Annotated in this window: 16 protein-coding genes; 10 read left to right on the plus strand and 6 right to left on the minus strand. The window is 71.0% G+C overall.

Annotated features, from left to right (window positions below):
• Positions 1–31: 31 nt before the first annotated feature.
• Entirely contained in the window at positions 32–949 is a 918-nt protein-coding gene (locus ACIPV1_RS01950; RefSeq protein ID WP_402725671.1) for a hypothetical protein, read from the minus strand.
• Between the two features lie 38 nt (positions 950–987).
• Here ACIPV1_RS01950 and ACIPV1_RS01955 point away from each other — a divergent pair, with 38 nt between their 5' ends.
• Positions 988–1,488, plus strand: coding sequence for a hypothetical protein (locus ACIPV1_RS01955; RefSeq protein ID WP_402725672.1), 501 nt, complete (start codon positions 988–990; stop codon positions 1,486–1,488).
• Positions 1,489–1,651: 163 nt separating this feature from the next.
• Here ACIPV1_RS01955 and ACIPV1_RS01960 read toward each other — a convergent pair whose 3' ends face one another.
• The 5 genes from ACIPV1_RS01960 to ACIPV1_RS01980 all read right to left on the minus strand — a co-directional run bounded on the left by ACIPV1_RS01960 (position 1,652) and on the right by ACIPV1_RS01980 (position 6,239).
• Complete coding sequence (locus ACIPV1_RS01960; protein WP_402725673.1) at positions 1,652–2,611, minus strand: hypothetical protein; 960 nt, start codon at positions 2,609–2,611, stop codon at positions 1,652–1,654.
• 467 nt (positions 2,612–3,078) lie between these two features.
• Complete coding sequence (gene fliW / locus ACIPV1_RS01965; protein ID WP_123292713.1) at positions 3,079–3,447, minus strand: flagellar assembly protein FliW; 369 nt, start codon at positions 3,445–3,447, stop codon at positions 3,079–3,081.
• Complete coding sequence (gene flgL / locus ACIPV1_RS01970) at positions 3,444–4,325, minus strand: flagellar hook-associated protein FlgL (protein WP_402725674.1); 882 nt, start codon at positions 4,323–4,325, stop codon at positions 3,444–3,446. Before flgL ends, fliW begins: the two co-directional genes overlap by 4 nt.
• A 2-nt stretch (positions 4,326–4,327) precedes the next feature.
• Positions 4,328–5,749 (minus strand): flagellar hook-associated protein FlgK, encoded by a 1,422-nt coding sequence (gene flgK / locus ACIPV1_RS01975; RefSeq protein ID WP_402725675.1) that lies wholly within the window; start codon positions 5,747–5,749, stop codon positions 4,328–4,330.
• Positions 5,750–5,753: 4 nt separating this feature from the next.
• Positions 5,754–6,239: a flagellar protein FlgN gene (locus ACIPV1_RS01980; protein WP_111086397.1), complete on the minus strand. Its 486-nt coding sequence runs from the start codon at positions 6,237–6,239 to the stop codon at positions 5,754–5,756.
• A gap of 486 nt (positions 6,240–6,725) precedes the next feature.
• On the opposite strand from ACIPV1_RS01980, the gene ACIPV1_RS01985 reads away from it, so the two are divergent.
• The 9 genes from ACIPV1_RS01985 to fliF all read left to right on the plus strand — a co-directional run bounded on the left by ACIPV1_RS01985 (position 6,726) and on the right by fliF (position 13,752).
• Positions 6,726–7,544: a sigma-70 family RNA polymerase sigma factor gene (locus ACIPV1_RS01985; RefSeq protein ID WP_123938152.1), complete on the plus strand. Its 819-nt coding sequence runs from the start codon at positions 6,726–6,728 to the stop codon at positions 7,542–7,544.
• A 117-nt stretch (positions 7,545–7,661) separates the two neighbouring features.
• Positions 7,662–8,501: a flagellin gene (locus tag ACIPV1_RS01990; protein WP_181437623.1), complete on the plus strand. Its 840-nt coding sequence runs from the start codon at positions 7,662–7,664 to the stop codon at positions 8,499–8,501.
• A 104-nt stretch (positions 8,502–8,605) separates the two neighbouring features.
• On the plus strand, positions 8,606–9,994 hold the full coding sequence (fliD, locus tag ACIPV1_RS01995; protein WP_243833985.1) for a flagellar filament capping protein FliD: 1,389 nt from the start codon (positions 8,606–8,608) through the stop codon (positions 9,992–9,994).
• A gap of 10 nt (positions 9,995–10,004) precedes the next feature.
• Positions 10,005–10,478: a flagellar export chaperone FliS gene (fliS, locus tag ACIPV1_RS02000; protein ID WP_402725676.1), complete on the plus strand. Its 474-nt coding sequence runs from the start codon at positions 10,005–10,007 to the stop codon at positions 10,476–10,478.
• Positions 10,468–10,788, plus strand: a complete 321-nt coding sequence (locus ACIPV1_RS02005) for a hypothetical protein (RefSeq protein ID WP_402725677.1) — start codon at positions 10,468–10,470, stop codon at positions 10,786–10,788. The genes fliS and ACIPV1_RS02005 overlap by 11 nt, the downstream gene beginning before the upstream one ends.
• A gap of 219 nt (positions 10,789–11,007) precedes the next feature.
• Complete coding sequence (locus ACIPV1_RS02010) at positions 11,008–11,352, plus strand: flagellar basal body protein (RefSeq protein ID WP_123938149.1); 345 nt, start codon at positions 11,008–11,010, stop codon at positions 11,350–11,352.
• Positions 11,349–11,744 (plus strand): flagellar basal body rod protein FlgC, encoded by a 396-nt coding sequence (locus ACIPV1_RS02015; RefSeq protein ID WP_235035933.1) that lies wholly within the window; start codon positions 11,349–11,351, stop codon positions 11,742–11,744. Before ACIPV1_RS02010 ends, ACIPV1_RS02015 begins: the two co-directional genes overlap by 4 nt.
• Complete coding sequence (gene fliE / locus ACIPV1_RS02020; protein WP_123338355.1) at positions 11,744–12,079, plus strand: flagellar hook-basal body complex protein FliE; 336 nt, start codon at positions 11,744–11,746, stop codon at positions 12,077–12,079. Before ACIPV1_RS02015 ends, fliE begins: the two co-directional genes overlap by 1 nt.
• On the plus strand, positions 12,079–13,752 hold the full coding sequence (gene fliF / locus ACIPV1_RS02025) for a flagellar basal-body MS-ring/collar protein FliF (protein ID WP_131879951.1): 1,674 nt from the start codon (positions 12,079–12,081) through the stop codon (positions 13,750–13,752). Before fliE ends, fliF begins: the two co-directional genes overlap by 1 nt.
• Positions 13,753–13,757 lie beyond the last annotated feature (5 nt).

A 13,757-nucleotide genomic window follows, 5' to 3' on the forward strand; every position in this document is an offset into this window, starting at 1 on the left:
TCGGCCGTTCTGATCGGGCCTGCCGCCCGGCTCAGCGCTCGGGCGTCTCCGACCAGAGGTCCTCGTCCTTCGCGGAGCCGCGGCGCCAGCCGAGTTGCTTCTGCTGCTTGGGCTGCTTGGGCTCCTTCAGCTGCTTCTCCTTGGGCTGCTTGTCCTTGGGCTGCTTCTCGGGCTTCGCGGGCTTGGGCTCGAGGATGATCGGGAAGTGTGCCGACGGTGGCCCGAACCCGGTCCGCGAGGACTGGATGACCTTCCGCCCGAGCGCGTGGTTGCCGAGCCCGCCGACGGCTGCGCCGATCCCGAACGGCAGTGCACGGCCGAGCACCGACGTCCCCTGACGCACTGCGAACCGCTTGATGAACTGGTCGCGGACCTGCCCGCCGAGGCCGTTGACGACCTGCTTCGGCAGGGACGAGGTCACCATCTCGCCCCAGAACGCCGTGCGCGCCTGACCGCCGGCGATCTGCCCGCCGAGCTGCTTGATGAGCTGTGTGCCCGGAGCACCGAGGATCATCGCCATCACCAGGGTCCGTGCCCGTTCGGGGTCATCCAGGGCGATGCCGTGCACCTCGGTCACCGACTGGGCGAACAGCGCGGTGGTCTCGAGGAACCCGACCGTCTCCGCGCCGCTCAGCCCGAGGGCGGCCACCATCCCGACGCCCGGGATGACCGCGCTCGCACCGACCGCTGCGCCACCGGTGGTGACCGCGGTGAGGTACTGCCGCTCGAGGATCTGGATGACCTCGGCGGGGGTGGCGTCCGGCTTGCGTCGGCGGATCGCGTTGACGTGCGCCACGACCACCGGGCGCTGGACGCTGATGGCACGGTCGAGCCACTTGACCCACCCGCCGGGTTGTTGCGGCTGCGGGGTTCGGGAGTCGTCGGGCATGGGGGAGACCTGGGCGTTCGGCAGCGGCACGATCGCCTGGTCCTTCGGGGAGCGGGCCATGCGCTCACCGTACGCCGGGCATGTGGGAGGCTCGCTGGATGGACATCGACGGTGCGCCCGGTCCGGCTGACGACGCTCGTCGGGCCTCCGGGTTCCTGACGGTCGCCGAGGTGCGCGGCTTGCTGCCCGAGGTCGTGGTGCTCGACCCCGGCTCCGTGCTCGTCGGCGCGGACGTCACCCTTGCAGCCGGGGTGGTGCTGTACCCCGGAGTCGTGCTCGAGACGCGTGCCGGGGGTTCGATCGCCGTCGCATCCGGCGCGCGGCTCGGTCCGGGCCAGGTCACCGTCGTCGCCACCGCGGCCCGGGTGACCATCGGTTCCGCTGCCGAACTGGGCCCGGGGCCCGTCACGATCACGGCCACCGGGGCGGACGTGCTCGTGGGGGACGGCGCTCGGTTGTCGGGCGGCTGCCTCGTCGAGGGCCCCACCGAGCTCGGTGCCGGTGCGCAGGTGCTCGGGACGGTCGCCGTCCGTGACGCCGAGCTCGCAGCCGGGGCGACCACCGCGAGCCCGACCCCGATCGGCGGGCCGGTGTGGTGAAGGGTGTCGGGCGGGTCCACGGCGTGCGGGTCGGCACCGGCGAAGTGATCGTCGGCGGTGGCGTGCCGAGTGCACCGCTCGTGGTCGAACGGCAGCGTGCACACCACCCGAAGGCGCCGAGCCGCTGATCCCGGCCGGGCCCTCGGAGCCGCCCGCCTGCGCGTCACCGGCACGGGACACCCGCCCGGCGGAGTGCTGCACGCACGCGGTCGGGCTGCATGAGGTCAGCCCACGACAACCGGATGACGAACCGGACCTCGGGGAACGACCGGACGAAGTCCTCGCGACGCTTCTCCTGCCAGTGCGCCTCGGCGGTGCTCCGCCCCTCGAGCATCGTCGGGTCCTCGTACTTCGCGCGGCCGTCGACCTCGACCACGACGCCCTGATCCGGGAACCAGAAGTCCACGACGGCCGTCCCACCTCCGGTCCGTCGGAACTCGTACTGCTGCACCGGCTCCGGTGCCCCGATCTGCCGGAAGCGTACCCGGCACACCGACTCCGCCGGCGACCCCGACAGCGCCGACCCCATCCCGATCGCCACCCCCGCCTTCTCGGACCCCTTGCGCTCGTGGGACGAGAGTTCGTCGCGGAGCATCTCCGGCAGGACCCGTCGCTCGCGCAGCGCCTGATCGATCATCGGAACGGCCTGGTCCAACGGTGCGGTGGCCGAGAGATCGACGAGCGTCCGGACCAACGACGTCACCGGTGCCCCGTCGATCTCGATCGGCACGGTCGGCGGCGTCCCTGCCCATCGTCCGCCGGAGTCGTCGATCGCATGCCCCGGTCTGACCCGGGCAAGCGCCGTGGTGTCCGGCCTGGTCAACCGAGGGTCGACGACCTCGACTCGGTCGGGAGCCGCTGCGGTGAAGGGCAGCCGGTGCACGGTTGCCGCGGAGGAGTGCGAGAACGCCCGGGGCAGTCCGACCGACGGGACCGTCGCCCGGACGAGCAGGAGCAGACGGTCTTCGCTCCGCAGCCCCTGTACGAGCGACGGATCGACCAGCACGCCGGGCCGAATCGAGGCAAGCGAGCCGCGATGCACGCGACGCTGGAGCGCACGCCGTTCAGCGCTCGGATGGTCGCCGGTGCGGATGAGGGGGATGGCCAGGACTCGGTCGTTCATGTCTCAACGATCGGCGGTGCGAGCCGACCATGTCGGTACGGAGCGACGATCTGTGGGAAACGAGCCGGGCCTCCAGTCTGTGGAGGGATGAGGCGGACGCACGGCGCGACAACATCGATGGCGCACGACGTCGATGTTGTCGTCGGGCGGGGCGTGCAACTGTTGCACCCGCGCGGGTGCGACGAACTCGATGTCGTACGACATCGAGGACGTCGTTCGGGGTAGACGGGTGACAGGGGCCTGCGGGGATCGGTGCCCCGGGCCGAGGGCGTACGCGTGTTCGATGCCGGACCGACGCCCGTGCAAGGTGCGACAACATCGATGTCGCACGACGTCGATGTTGTCGTCGGGCGGCGCGTGCAACTGTTGCGCACGCGCGGGTGCGACGAACTTGATGTCGTACGACATCGAGGACGTCGTTCCGAGTCGACCAGGCAGCTCCTGCAGCCGCCAGCCCCCCGCAGCACCTACGCCCGCGCGAGCTCCGCCCGCAGCGGCAGGTCCTGGTCCTCCAGGATGAGCTGCGCGCCCACGGCGGTCCGGGCGTTCACGACGATCGGCGCGAGCAGGTTGACGGTCGTCCCGGACGCGCCGGGGTTCGCCACCACGAGCAGCATGGCGTCGGCGGGGTCGGTCAGCTCGAGCCCCGCGGCCTGCTCGTCGGTGAGCTCGGGCGCGTAGGCCGGCAGGTGCACCGCGGCGTCGAGCACGAACAAGCGCGAGGAACCCCCGACGAGGGTGAACAGGCCCTCGGCGCCGTCCACCGGGGTCAGCGTGAAGACCGGTGCGGGGGACAGGCCGAACGGCGGGACGGCGAAGGTCAGGGAGATGCTCATCGGAGGTAGTCCATCAGGGTCGGCTGCAGGACCTTCGCGGTGACGGCGAGGGCTGCCTGGTAGTTGGTCTGCTGCACCTGCAGGTCGAGGACGGCCTTGGCGAGGTCGACGTCCTCGATGCCGGCGCGGCGGTTCTCGAGCGAGACGGCTGCCGTCTTCAGCGAGTCCTGCGCAGCGAGGGCGGTCGCGTGCCGGACGCCGACGTCGGCCTGGGCGCCGCGGACGGCCCCGAGCGCGCCGTCGACGTCGTTGATCCGCGCGTTCACGTTCACCCCGTTCTGCAGGTCGCTGACGATGGAGTCGAGCACCCCGAACACCGACGACGCGCCGGTGCCGAAGACGTCGGCCCCGGCGGTGTCGACGCGCACGGTGGTGCCGTCACCGATCCGGCGGGAGACGTCCGTGCCGGAAGTCGCCCACCCGGTCGCCGGGTCGTACGCGGCGGCGGCGGTCGAGGCACCGGCGAAGACCGAGCGGGTGCCGTAGGTCGTGTTGGCCCGTGCCTCGAGGTCGGACTTCAGCGACTGGAACTGCGTGACGAAGGCGTCGCGGTCGGTGTCGCTCATGGTGCCGGAGTTCGCCGCCTGCACGGTCAGGTCCCGAACGCTGTTCAGCACCGAGTAGACGCTGGACAGGGCGCTGTCGGTGGTCGCGAGCCAGGCCACGGCGTCGTTCGCGTTGCGCGTGTACTGCGCGGCGGCGGCCTGCTCCTTGCGCACCTGCATCGACGACGCGGTGCCGACCGGGTCGTCCGACGGCTTCTGGATCGCCTGCAGCGTGGTGGCCTGCTCGGTCAGCTGCGCCACGCGCGCCGCACCGGTCTGCAGCCGTGCCGAGGCCGCGGCCATCGACATCTGGGTGGTCACCCGGGTGATCACGATCAGCCCCTCCCGACGAGTCCGACGCGGTTGATGATGGTGTCGAGCATCTCGTCGACGGCGGTCAGGACGCGTGCCGCGCCCTGGTACGCGTGCTGGTAGCTCAGCAGGTTCACGTTCTCCTCGTCGAGGTCGACACCGGCGCTCGACTGCTGCTGGGTGCGCGCGTTGGTCAGGGCGAGTCCGGTGAGCGTCGACTCCGTCGCGGCCGACCGGGAGGCGGTGCCCACCCCCGCCACGAACGTCGCCCAGGTCGTGTCGGCGGCTCCAGGGCCCGTGCCGAGTCGCGAGAGCGCGTCGGCGAACGAGTCGTCGAGCTGCCCCGCCGCGTTCCGCGTCGCCAGGCCGGTGCCGTCCGTCGGGACGACGGACAGGCCCTGCGCTGCGGGGACGCCCGCCGCGAGGGCGAAGAACGCGGTGCCGGTGGTGCCGGCCGGGGTGGTGCCGGTGGCGTGCACGGCGTTGACCGTGGTGGCGAGCTGGGTCGCGACGGCGTCGTAGGACGCGGCAGCCTGGGCGAGCGCGCCGCCCGTGCCGTTCCCGTTCGCCGGGGCGAGGACGGCGAGGGCGCCACCGATCGACCCGCCGCTCAGGGACACCGCGCCGGCGCTGCCGGAGGTCCAGGTCAGGGTGACCGCGGCGCCGTCGGCGAGGCGTTCGCCACCGCCGAGGGCGACGGCGCGGGCGTCGGTGCCCTGCACGAGCGGGTTGCCGCCGAGCAGCACGTCGACCGTGCCGTCCGCGTTGGTGCGGGTCGTCCCCCCGGCGAGCGTGGCGATCTGCTCGGTGAGCTGGTCGCGCTGGTCAAGGAGTTCGTTGGCGTTGCCGCCGGAGGCCAGTGCGGTGCGGATCCGCCCGTTGAGGTCGGCCACCTGCTTCGCGGCGTCGTTCAGCTGGGTCACCTGGCCGGCCGCGGTGCCCCGGACCGAGGACCACTGCGCGTCGACGGCCTTCGACCCGGCGGCCAGGGCCGAGGCGACGGTGCCCGCTGCGCCGATGACGGCGCTGGCGGCACCCGGGTCGTCGGGGTGGCTGGCGAGTTCGCTCCACGACGACCAGAAGGCATCGAGCTTGGCGCTCAGGCCGTCCTTGCCGGGCTCGTGCAGGCCGGTCTCGAGGGCGGACAGTGCCGTCGCACGGGCGTCGGCGTAGGCGGAGGACCCCGCGGCGACCCGGACGCCGACGTCGAGCGTCAGCGATGCCAGGCGGGCGATGCCGTCGACGGAGACGCCCTGACCGGCGAGGGCGGCGGTGCCGCGCATGAACCCGGTCTGCGTCGCCGGGATCGAGTTCTGCGTGACGCGCTGCCGCGTGTACCCGGCGGTGCCGGCGTTCGCGATGTTCTGGCCGGTGACGTCGATGCCGGCGCGGGCCGCGGCGAGGCCGGAGTACGCGGTGGCGAGGGAGCCGAAGGTGCTGACCACGGGGTTACAGGGTCCCCTCGAACAGGCGGGCGCCGTCGGAGCCGGAACCGGAGGTGCCCGAGGCGTCGTAGGTCGCGGCGGTCGTCACCGTGCCGGCGAGGGTCTCCTCGGTGGCCTGGGCTGCGGTGCGCAGGAAGCGGTCGTTCTCGTCGCGCAGGGCGCCGATCTGGGTGGTCAGCTCGACCATCGCGGTCAGGTGCGCGGCGAGGATCTCGCCCCACGGGCCGTTCGGCGCTGCGGCGACGACGTCGCGCAGTGGTGCATCGGCGGGGACGCCCCACTCCTCGGCGACCTCGGCACTCGACGCGGCGCGCTCGAGTCCGGTGCTGCGGAGTCGTTCGAGGACCTGCTCGACCTCGCGGCTGGCGTGCGACACCCAACGGGAACGGCCCGCAGTGAGCAGGAGCTGCTCCTCTTCGAGCTTGAAGGTGAGCAGCTCGAGCAGTTCGCGTTCGCGCCAGAGCACGGCGGACAGGTCGTTCACGCTCATCAGCTCCTCCCGTGTGGGTCGTCGTCGGGTGTTCGGGTCTTCGGGTCCACCATCCGGCGGACACCGAGACCTATCGACCGCGGGTGGTGGCGCGTAAGTGGAGCTGGCTGGTCTTCGGCGCCGTGCTCGCAGGCTCGCCCGGAGGCATCCGGCATCGCTGGCGCGATGCGCACCAGCGGATGCCTCCCGTCCGGGGGACGGGAACGGTCGTTCTACGCGCTGGGTCCCCCCAAATGCCGACCGGGAAACACCGCAAATGCCCCCGCACTGGGGACGGATGAACCCCTGTTCAGGACATTGCCAGCCGATACATTCGGAACGCACCACGAGGGCGACCTCGAACCGCGCGAACGAGGCGCGGGGTGCACCGCTCGGAGGGAACCGGGCGGGTCTTCGGCGTACGCACCGGCCATCCGAAGCCGGCGTCCGTCGTGCCCAGGGACGGGTGAGTCGAGACAGTCACGTCAGGTCGATCAGGGGATCAGCATGGACCGCACCGCACGCAACGCGATGATCGTGGAGCACCTCCCGCTCGTGGGCTACATCGTCGCCGACGTCCGCTCCCGTGCCACGCACCTGGACCGCGACGACCTCGCCGCCGTCGGCTCCCTCGCGCTCGTCGCCGCTGCCGACGCGTTCGACCCCACCCTCGGCGTCCCCTTCGGCGCCTACGCCCGGACCCGGATCGCCGGAGCCCTCGCCGACGACATGCGCTCGGCCGACTGGGCGTCTCGTGGCACCCGGAAGCGGATCCGCGAGACCCTCGCCACGCAGGAGGCCCTGTCCGCCCGACTCGGCCGGAGCGTCGGCGTGCAGGAGATCGCGGACGCGATGGGTGTCGACCGGCAGACCGCCTCGGATGCCATGAGCGACGCGGCCCGCATTGTCGCGCCCCTCGACGAGACCGTGCACGACCTCGTCGCAGCCGACCTGCCGTTGCCCGGCGACGACCTGCTCGAGACCGAGAAGCGCCGCTACCTGCGCGCAGCCGTCGAGGCACTGCCCGAGCGGATGCGCTTCGTCGTCGAGGCCGTCTACTTCGGGGACCGCTCGGTGACCGACGTCGCCGCGGAACTCGGCATCACGCACTCCGCCGTCTCGCAGCAGCGCTCCGAGGCGATGCGCCTGCTCCGCGACGGACTGGCCGCCCACTACGGCGACGGCGGGGCCGCCGCCGAACCCGCCTCGCGCACCACCGCGGCCCGCCGGAGCGCCTACCTCGCACGCGTCGCGTCGAACGCCGCTGCCGGCGTCGCACGTGCCGTCCACGACGCGACCGCGCCGGTCGCCGTGGCGGCGAGCTGAACCGTCGACGGGTATTTCCGTCGATTCCCTAACGACTCCCGGCACCCGGTCGAGAGTCATCCACGTCAGCCCACGGACGGGCTGTAGTACGACCCAGCATTCACGGAGGAAACCACCATGGGTATGTCCATCAACACCAACCTCTCGGCACTCAACACGTACCGGAACCTCAACTCGACGCAGAACGACCTGTCGAAGTCCCTCGAGAAGCTCTCGTCGGGTCTCCGCATCAACCGTGCTGCCGACGACGCGGCCGGTCTGTCGATCTCCGAGGGGCTGAAGTCCCAGGTCGGTGGCCTCACGGTCGCCGCCCGCAACGCGCAGGACGGCATCTCCGTCGTGCAGACCGCTGAAGGTGGCCTCACCGAGACCCACTCGATCCTCCAGCGCATGCGCGACCTGGCCGTCCAGGCCGGTAACGACTCGAACAACGAGGACTCGCGCAAGGCGATCACCACCGAGGTCGGCGAGCTCACCAAGGAGCTCACCCGCATCTCGCAGTCGACCAACTTCAACGGCATCAACCTGCTCGACGGCTCCGCCGGCACCGCAGGCGTCCTGAAGTTCCAGGTCGGCGCCAACGGCGACGCGGCGAGCCAGATCGACGTCGACCTGTCGAAGTCCAACGTGGAGTCCGTGTCGACCGCTGTCGGCGCCCTCACCTTCGACAGCGCGACGAACGCTCAGGCCGCCATCACCGCGATCGACGAGCAGATCAAGTACGTGTCCTCGGCACGTTCGAGTATCGGTGCTGTCCAGAACCGCTTCGACCACGCCATCAACGTGACGAACGTGGCCAAGGAGAACCTCACCGCTGCCGGTTCGCGCATCACCGACGTCGACATGGCCGAGGAGATGGTCAAGTACACGCGCGACAACATCCTCAGCCAGGCCGGCACGTCGATGCTCGCGCAGGCGAACCAGAGCACGCAGGGCGTGCTCTCGCTCCTGCGCTAGCACCCACGACGCCGCCTTCCGGGATCGTTCAGGCTTCCCGGGAGGCGGCGTCGCCCTCCTGACCATCCCCACGACGCCAGGGAGTGTCGACGATGTCATCGTCCGTGTCCTCGAGCACCAGCCTCGCGATCGACGGGCTCGTCAGCGGGCTCAAGACGACCGACCTCATCAACTCGTTGATGAGCGTCGAGGGCGTGCCGCAGACCCTGCTCAAGAACAAGCTCACGAGCACCAACTCGTTCATCTCGTCACTGCAGACGATCAACGGGTTGGTGCAGGCCCTCGCGACCAAGGCGAAGGACGCCGCCAAGGCGACCTCTCTCGACCTGTTCACGGCCACGAGCTCGTCGTCGGGCGTCACCGCCGTCACCGGCACGAACGCGAGCGCCGGGTCGCTGACGTTCAGCGTCGGTTCGACCGCGTCCGCCCAGGTCGGGGTCACCGCCGCGATGTCCACGTGGTCGGCCGCTGCCGAACCGATCACCCTGGTGGGTGCCGACGGCACGAAGACCACCGTCACGCCGTCGTCGGGCTCCCTCGACGACACGGTGTCGGCGATCAACAAGTCCGGGGCCGGCGTCACCGCCACGAAGGTCGCCGCGGGTGCGGCCGCCGACGGCACCAAGCTCTACCGGCTGCAGCTCACGTCCGCCAAGACCGGGGCCGCGGGTGGCTTCGAGGTGTACCGGGGGACCGCCGACCAGGTGACCGCGGGCACCGCGACGAACGTGCTGACCGAGGTCGGCGCCGCGGTCGTCGCCCAGGCGAAGGACGCCAGCGTCACGCTGTGGGCCGGCACCGCCGCCGAGCAGACGATCACGAGCGCGACGAACACGTTCACCGACCTGGTCCCCGGGCTCAGTGTCACCGTGTCGAGGGCCTCGACGGACCCGGTCACGGTCGGCGTCGCGCAGGACACCACGAAGGCCCAGTCCGTGGCGTCCGGACTCGTCGACGCGATGAACGCGGTCTCGGCCTACTACAAGACGAACACCGCGGTGACGAGCAGCACGAGTGCCACCAGCGGGTCGACGACCACGACCGCCGGGGTCCTGATGGGCGACGGCACCACGCGCGACGCCGTGCAGCGCCTGGGCAGCACCATGTCGGCGCCCGTCGGCGGGAAGTCGCCGTCGTCGATCGGCATCTCGATCACCAAGGACGGCAGCTTCACCTTCGACGCCGAGGTATTCCAGAAGGCCCTCGCCACCGACCCCGAGGGCACGCAGGCGATGCTGTCCGGCGTCGCCGCGAACGTCGGTGCCGCCGCCACCGCCGCGTCCGACAAGTACGACGGGTCCATCACCACGACGATCACCGGCCAGCAGGCGGTCGCCAAGGACCTCAACACCCAGATCGACAGCTGGACCGACCGACTCACGATGCGCCGCGCATCGCTCCAGACGCTGTACTCGTCGCTCGAGACCAGCCTCAGCAAGCTCCAGTCCCAGTCCAGCTGGCTCGCCAGCCAGCTCGCGGCGACGACGAGCTGACGGGATCACCATGACCTTCGACTTCCAGGCCGCTGCCTTCCGCCAGGCCGCGCAGCCCCGCACCGTGACCGACCAGCGTCGCGCCCAGTACACGAACGAGGCCGTCCTGTCGGCCACCCCGGCGCAGCTCGTCACGATGCTCTACGACCGGTTGCTGCTCGACCTGCACCGCGCCGAGGCCGCACAGACCAGCGCCGACTGGGACGCCGCCCGCGAGCAGCTGTTGCACGCGCAGGCGATCGTCGGCGAGCTGTCGTCCACGCTGCGGATCGACGTCTGGGACGGGGGCGAGGGCCTGCTCGCCGTCTACAACTACGCGTCGACGTCCCTCATCACCGCGAACGTGCACCGTGATGTCCAGGCGACGCGCGACTGCATCCGGATCCTCGAACCCCTGCGGCAGTCGTGGCACGACGCTGCCGCGTCGCGGCCGGCGACGCCGACCCGCCAGCAGTCGACGGGCGGAGCCCTCGGTGTCGCCTGAGCCGGTGGTGTCGCCCGAGCAGGTCGACCACCGCCTCGCCTGGGAGGCCCTCCTCGACTCCCTGGAGCACGACGCCGCCCGACAGGCGGCCGACCCCACGGCCGTGGTGGGGTGGTCGGAGCCGGCCGGGCTGGGTCCGGTGCCGCGCGCGTTGGTGGGGCGTGCCTCCCGGCTGCTCGCTGCGCAGCGCGACCGCATCGCGGAACTGGAGTCGGACCGACGGGCGACGCTCGAGCACCTCGGTGCGCTGCGCGCCGTCGACGCGACCCGCGAGCCCCGTGGCGCGGTCTACCTCGACGCGTCCGCCTGACCCTCGCTCCCGCCACACCTGTTCCGCGACGAAGCACGCGTCGTTCGACGAGTGGTCTGTCGCAGAAGTGGTGCCACCCCCGTTCGGGGCGAGGGCTAACGCGGCCGGGGACGGGCACCGATAGCGCCACACGAGCACGGATCGCTCACCAGTTCGGCCACGGATCGGCCACCACCGCACGGCGACGTCCCACGGGCGACGCCTGACGAGGGGACCACCGTGTTCGATTCCGTGACGAGCGTCGCGCTGCAGAGCGCACTCGACGGTCTGTCGATGCGCCAGAAGGTGATCGCGAACAACATCGCGAACATCAACACGCCGGACTACCACGCCGAGAAGGTCCAGTTCGAGGACGCCCTGGCGAAGTCGATCACCGACGGCAGCGGGAACACCGCGCCGACGGTCGCCCGCAGCCTCGAGCCGACGAACACGAACGGCAACAACGTCAACCTCGACGAGGAGACGCTCTCCAACGTCGACACCGTGCTCCGGTACCAGTTCGCCACGCAGGCGATGAACTCCGAGCTCACGAGCGTCCGTGCGGCGATGCGGACGAACTCGTGACGACCTTCGACGCGATCGGCATCGCGAGCACCGGCATGACCGTGCACCGGAAGTGGCTCGACGCCGTCGCCGACAACATGGCGAACGCGAACACCGTGAAGTCGATGGACGACACCGCGTTCCAGGCCCGCTACGTCGAGGTCCAGGAGGGCAACGGCGTGTCCGGCGCCTACGTCAAGGGCGCCGCGTTCGGCAGCGCCGCCGGCCGCGTGACCTACGACCCGGACAACCCGCTCGCGAACGACGAGGGTTACGTCCGCATGCCGGACATCGACCTCGGCACGCAGATGGCGGACCTCATCATGGCCCAGCGCGGCTACCAGGCGAACGCCGCCGTGGTCGACCGTGCCAAGACCGCCTACGAGGCGGCACTGCAGATCGGGAAGAACTGATGCCCATCGACGCCGTCAACGGTGTGACCACCAACGCGATGACGAACGCACTGACCAGTGTGTCCGGCACCTCCAGCGACGTCACCGGCACCGCCGGTGCGACCAGCACCGACGGCAGCGGGTTCGCCGCCAGCCTCGGGAACGCCGTCGACGGCCTGCAGGCGCTGCAGAGCGACTCGAAGACCCTCGCGCTCAAGGCCGTCACCGGCAACCTCGACGACATCCACGACGCGACCATCGCCGCCACCCGCGCGCAGGTCACGCTCGAGCTCGTCTCCGCCGTCCGCAACAAGGGCGTCGACGCGTTCAACGAGATCATGAGGATGCAGGCCTGATGCCCGTCGCCGTCAAGAACGTCTTCGCGCGCCTGTCCGCGTACGTGAAGGGCTTCTCCGCCGCCCAGCGCACCATCGCGATCCTGGTGATCGCCGCGCTCGTGCTCGGTGGGATCGCCCTGGCGTCGTGGCTCGGCAAGGCGTCCTACGCGCCGCTCTTCACCGGGCTGGCCGCCGCCGACGCGAGCTCCATCACCGACCAGCTGCAGACCGACGGTGTGCCGTACCAGCTCACCGACGGTGGCGCGACGATCCTGGTGCCGCAGGCGCAGGTGTACTCGGAGCGTCTCAAGGCCGCCTCGAACGGGCTGCCGTCGTCGAACGAGGGCGGCTACTCCCTGCTCGACCAGATGGGCGTGACGAGCTCGGAGTTCCAGCAGGACGTCACCTACAAGCGGGCGATGGAGGGCGAGCTCGCCAAGACCATCGGTGCGATGGACGGCGTGCAGACCGCGACCGTGCAGCTCGCGATCCCGGAGAAGTCCGTGTTCGTGTCCGAGGAGAAGGACCCGACGGCGTCGGTCTTCATCGCCACCGACAACGGCACGCAGCTGAGCACCGACCAGGTGCAGGCGATCGTGCACCTGACCAGCGCCTCGGTCGAGGGCATGCAGACCACCGACGTCTCGGTCGTCGACGCCAAGGGGCAGACGCTGTCCGCCGTCGGGACCGGTGCGACCGGCAGCGGTGCCGACCAGGCCGCCGACTACGACGCCGCGACGAGCAAGAAGATCCAGGACCTGCTCGACACCACCCTCGGCGCCGGCAACGCGACCGTCGTGGTCTCCGGCACGATGAACCAGGAGTCCGGCACCCGCACGTCGGAGAGCTACACGTCACCGACCTCCGGTCCGGTCGCGCTCAACGAGTCGAGCACCACCGAGCAGTACGGCTCCGGCGCCGCGGGGGCGTCGAGCGGTGCGACCGGGGTCCTCGGCCCGGACAACATCGCGGTGCCGAACGGCACCGCCACGAGCGGCACCGGTGACGACGGCTACACCAACGAGTCGGCGACCAAGAACAACGCCGTCGACCACACCACCGAGACCACGCAGATCCCCTCGGGGTCCCTCGACCGGCAGACCATCTCGGTCGCGCTGAACTCGAAGGCCGACGCCGTGCAGAACGCGAACCTGCAGAGCATCAACGACCTGGTGTCGGCCGCCGCCGGTGTCGACCAGGACCGCGGCGACCAGGTCAAGGTCGCGATGATGGACTTCGACACCAGCGGCGCCGACCAGGCCGCGAAGGCCCTCGAGGCGCAGCAGAAGGCCGACCAGCAGGAAGCCCTGTGGTCGTCGATCCGCACCGCCGGCATCGTCATCGGCATCCTGCTCGCGCTCATCGCCGTGATGTTCGTCATCGCCCGTCGCAGCCGGAAGCAGGAACGCGAGGCCGTCGACCTCGGCGAACTCGACGCCTTCGCCGGCGAGACGTTCCAGCTGCCCCTCGCGATGGACGGCGCCGCCGACCGGGCGACCCTCGGCGCCGGCGACGCCCCCACCGCCGTGCTGTCGACGATGCCCGCCGGTGACCCGCCGACCGAGGTGCTGACGACCGACGAGATCACGGCCGAGCGCCGCCGTCAGGACATCTCCGCGCTGGCCGAGCGCGATCCGAAGCGCACGGCCGAGCTCCTGCGCGGGCTCCTCGACGACCGGGCACCGGTGTGAGCGCC

The organism is Curtobacterium sp. NPDC089991, assembly GCF_044748425.1.
Taxonomy (GTDB): domain Bacteria; phylum Actinomycetota; class Actinomycetes; order Actinomycetales; family Microbacteriaceae; genus Curtobacterium.

What these genes read in the sequence shown, in the direction of transcription:
- ACIPV1_RS01950 (WP_402725671.1), bottom strand. Translation starts at nt 949, where the DNA reads ATGGCCCGCTCCCCGAAGGACCAGGCGATCGTGCCGCTGCCGAACGCC.
- ACIPV1_RS01955 (WP_402725672.1), top strand. Translation starts at nt 988, where the DNA reads ATGGACATCGACGGTGCGCCCGGTCCGGCTGACGACGCTCGTCGGGCC.
- ACIPV1_RS01960 (WP_402725673.1), bottom strand. Translation starts at nt 2,611, where the DNA reads ATGAACGACCGAGTCCTGGCCATCCCCCTCATCCGCACCGGCGACCAT.
- fliW (WP_123292713.1), bottom strand. Translation starts at nt 3,447, where the DNA reads ATGAGCATCTCCCTGACCTTCGCCGTCCCGCCGTTCGGCCTGTCCCCC.
- ACIPV1_RS01980 (WP_111086397.1), bottom strand. Translation starts at nt 6,239, where the DNA reads ATGAGCGTGAACGACCTGTCCGCCGTGCTCTGGCGCGAACGCGAACTG.
- ACIPV1_RS01985 (WP_123938152.1), top strand. Translation starts at nt 6,726, where the DNA reads ATGGACCGCACCGCACGCAACGCGATGATCGTGGAGCACCTCCCGCTC.
- ACIPV1_RS01990 (WP_181437623.1), top strand. Translation starts at nt 7,662, where the DNA reads ATGGGTATGTCCATCAACACCAACCTCTCGGCACTCAACACGTACCGG.
- fliS (WP_402725676.1), top strand. Translation starts at nt 10,005, where the DNA reads ATGACCTTCGACTTCCAGGCCGCTGCCTTCCGCCAGGCCGCGCAGCCC.
- fliE (WP_123338355.1), top strand. Translation starts at nt 11,744, where the DNA reads ATGCCCATCGACGCCGTCAACGGTGTGACCACCAACGCGATGACGAAC.
- fliF (WP_131879951.1), top strand. Translation starts at nt 12,079, where the DNA reads ATGCCCGTCGCCGTCAAGAACGTCTTCGCGCGCCTGTCCGCGTACGTG.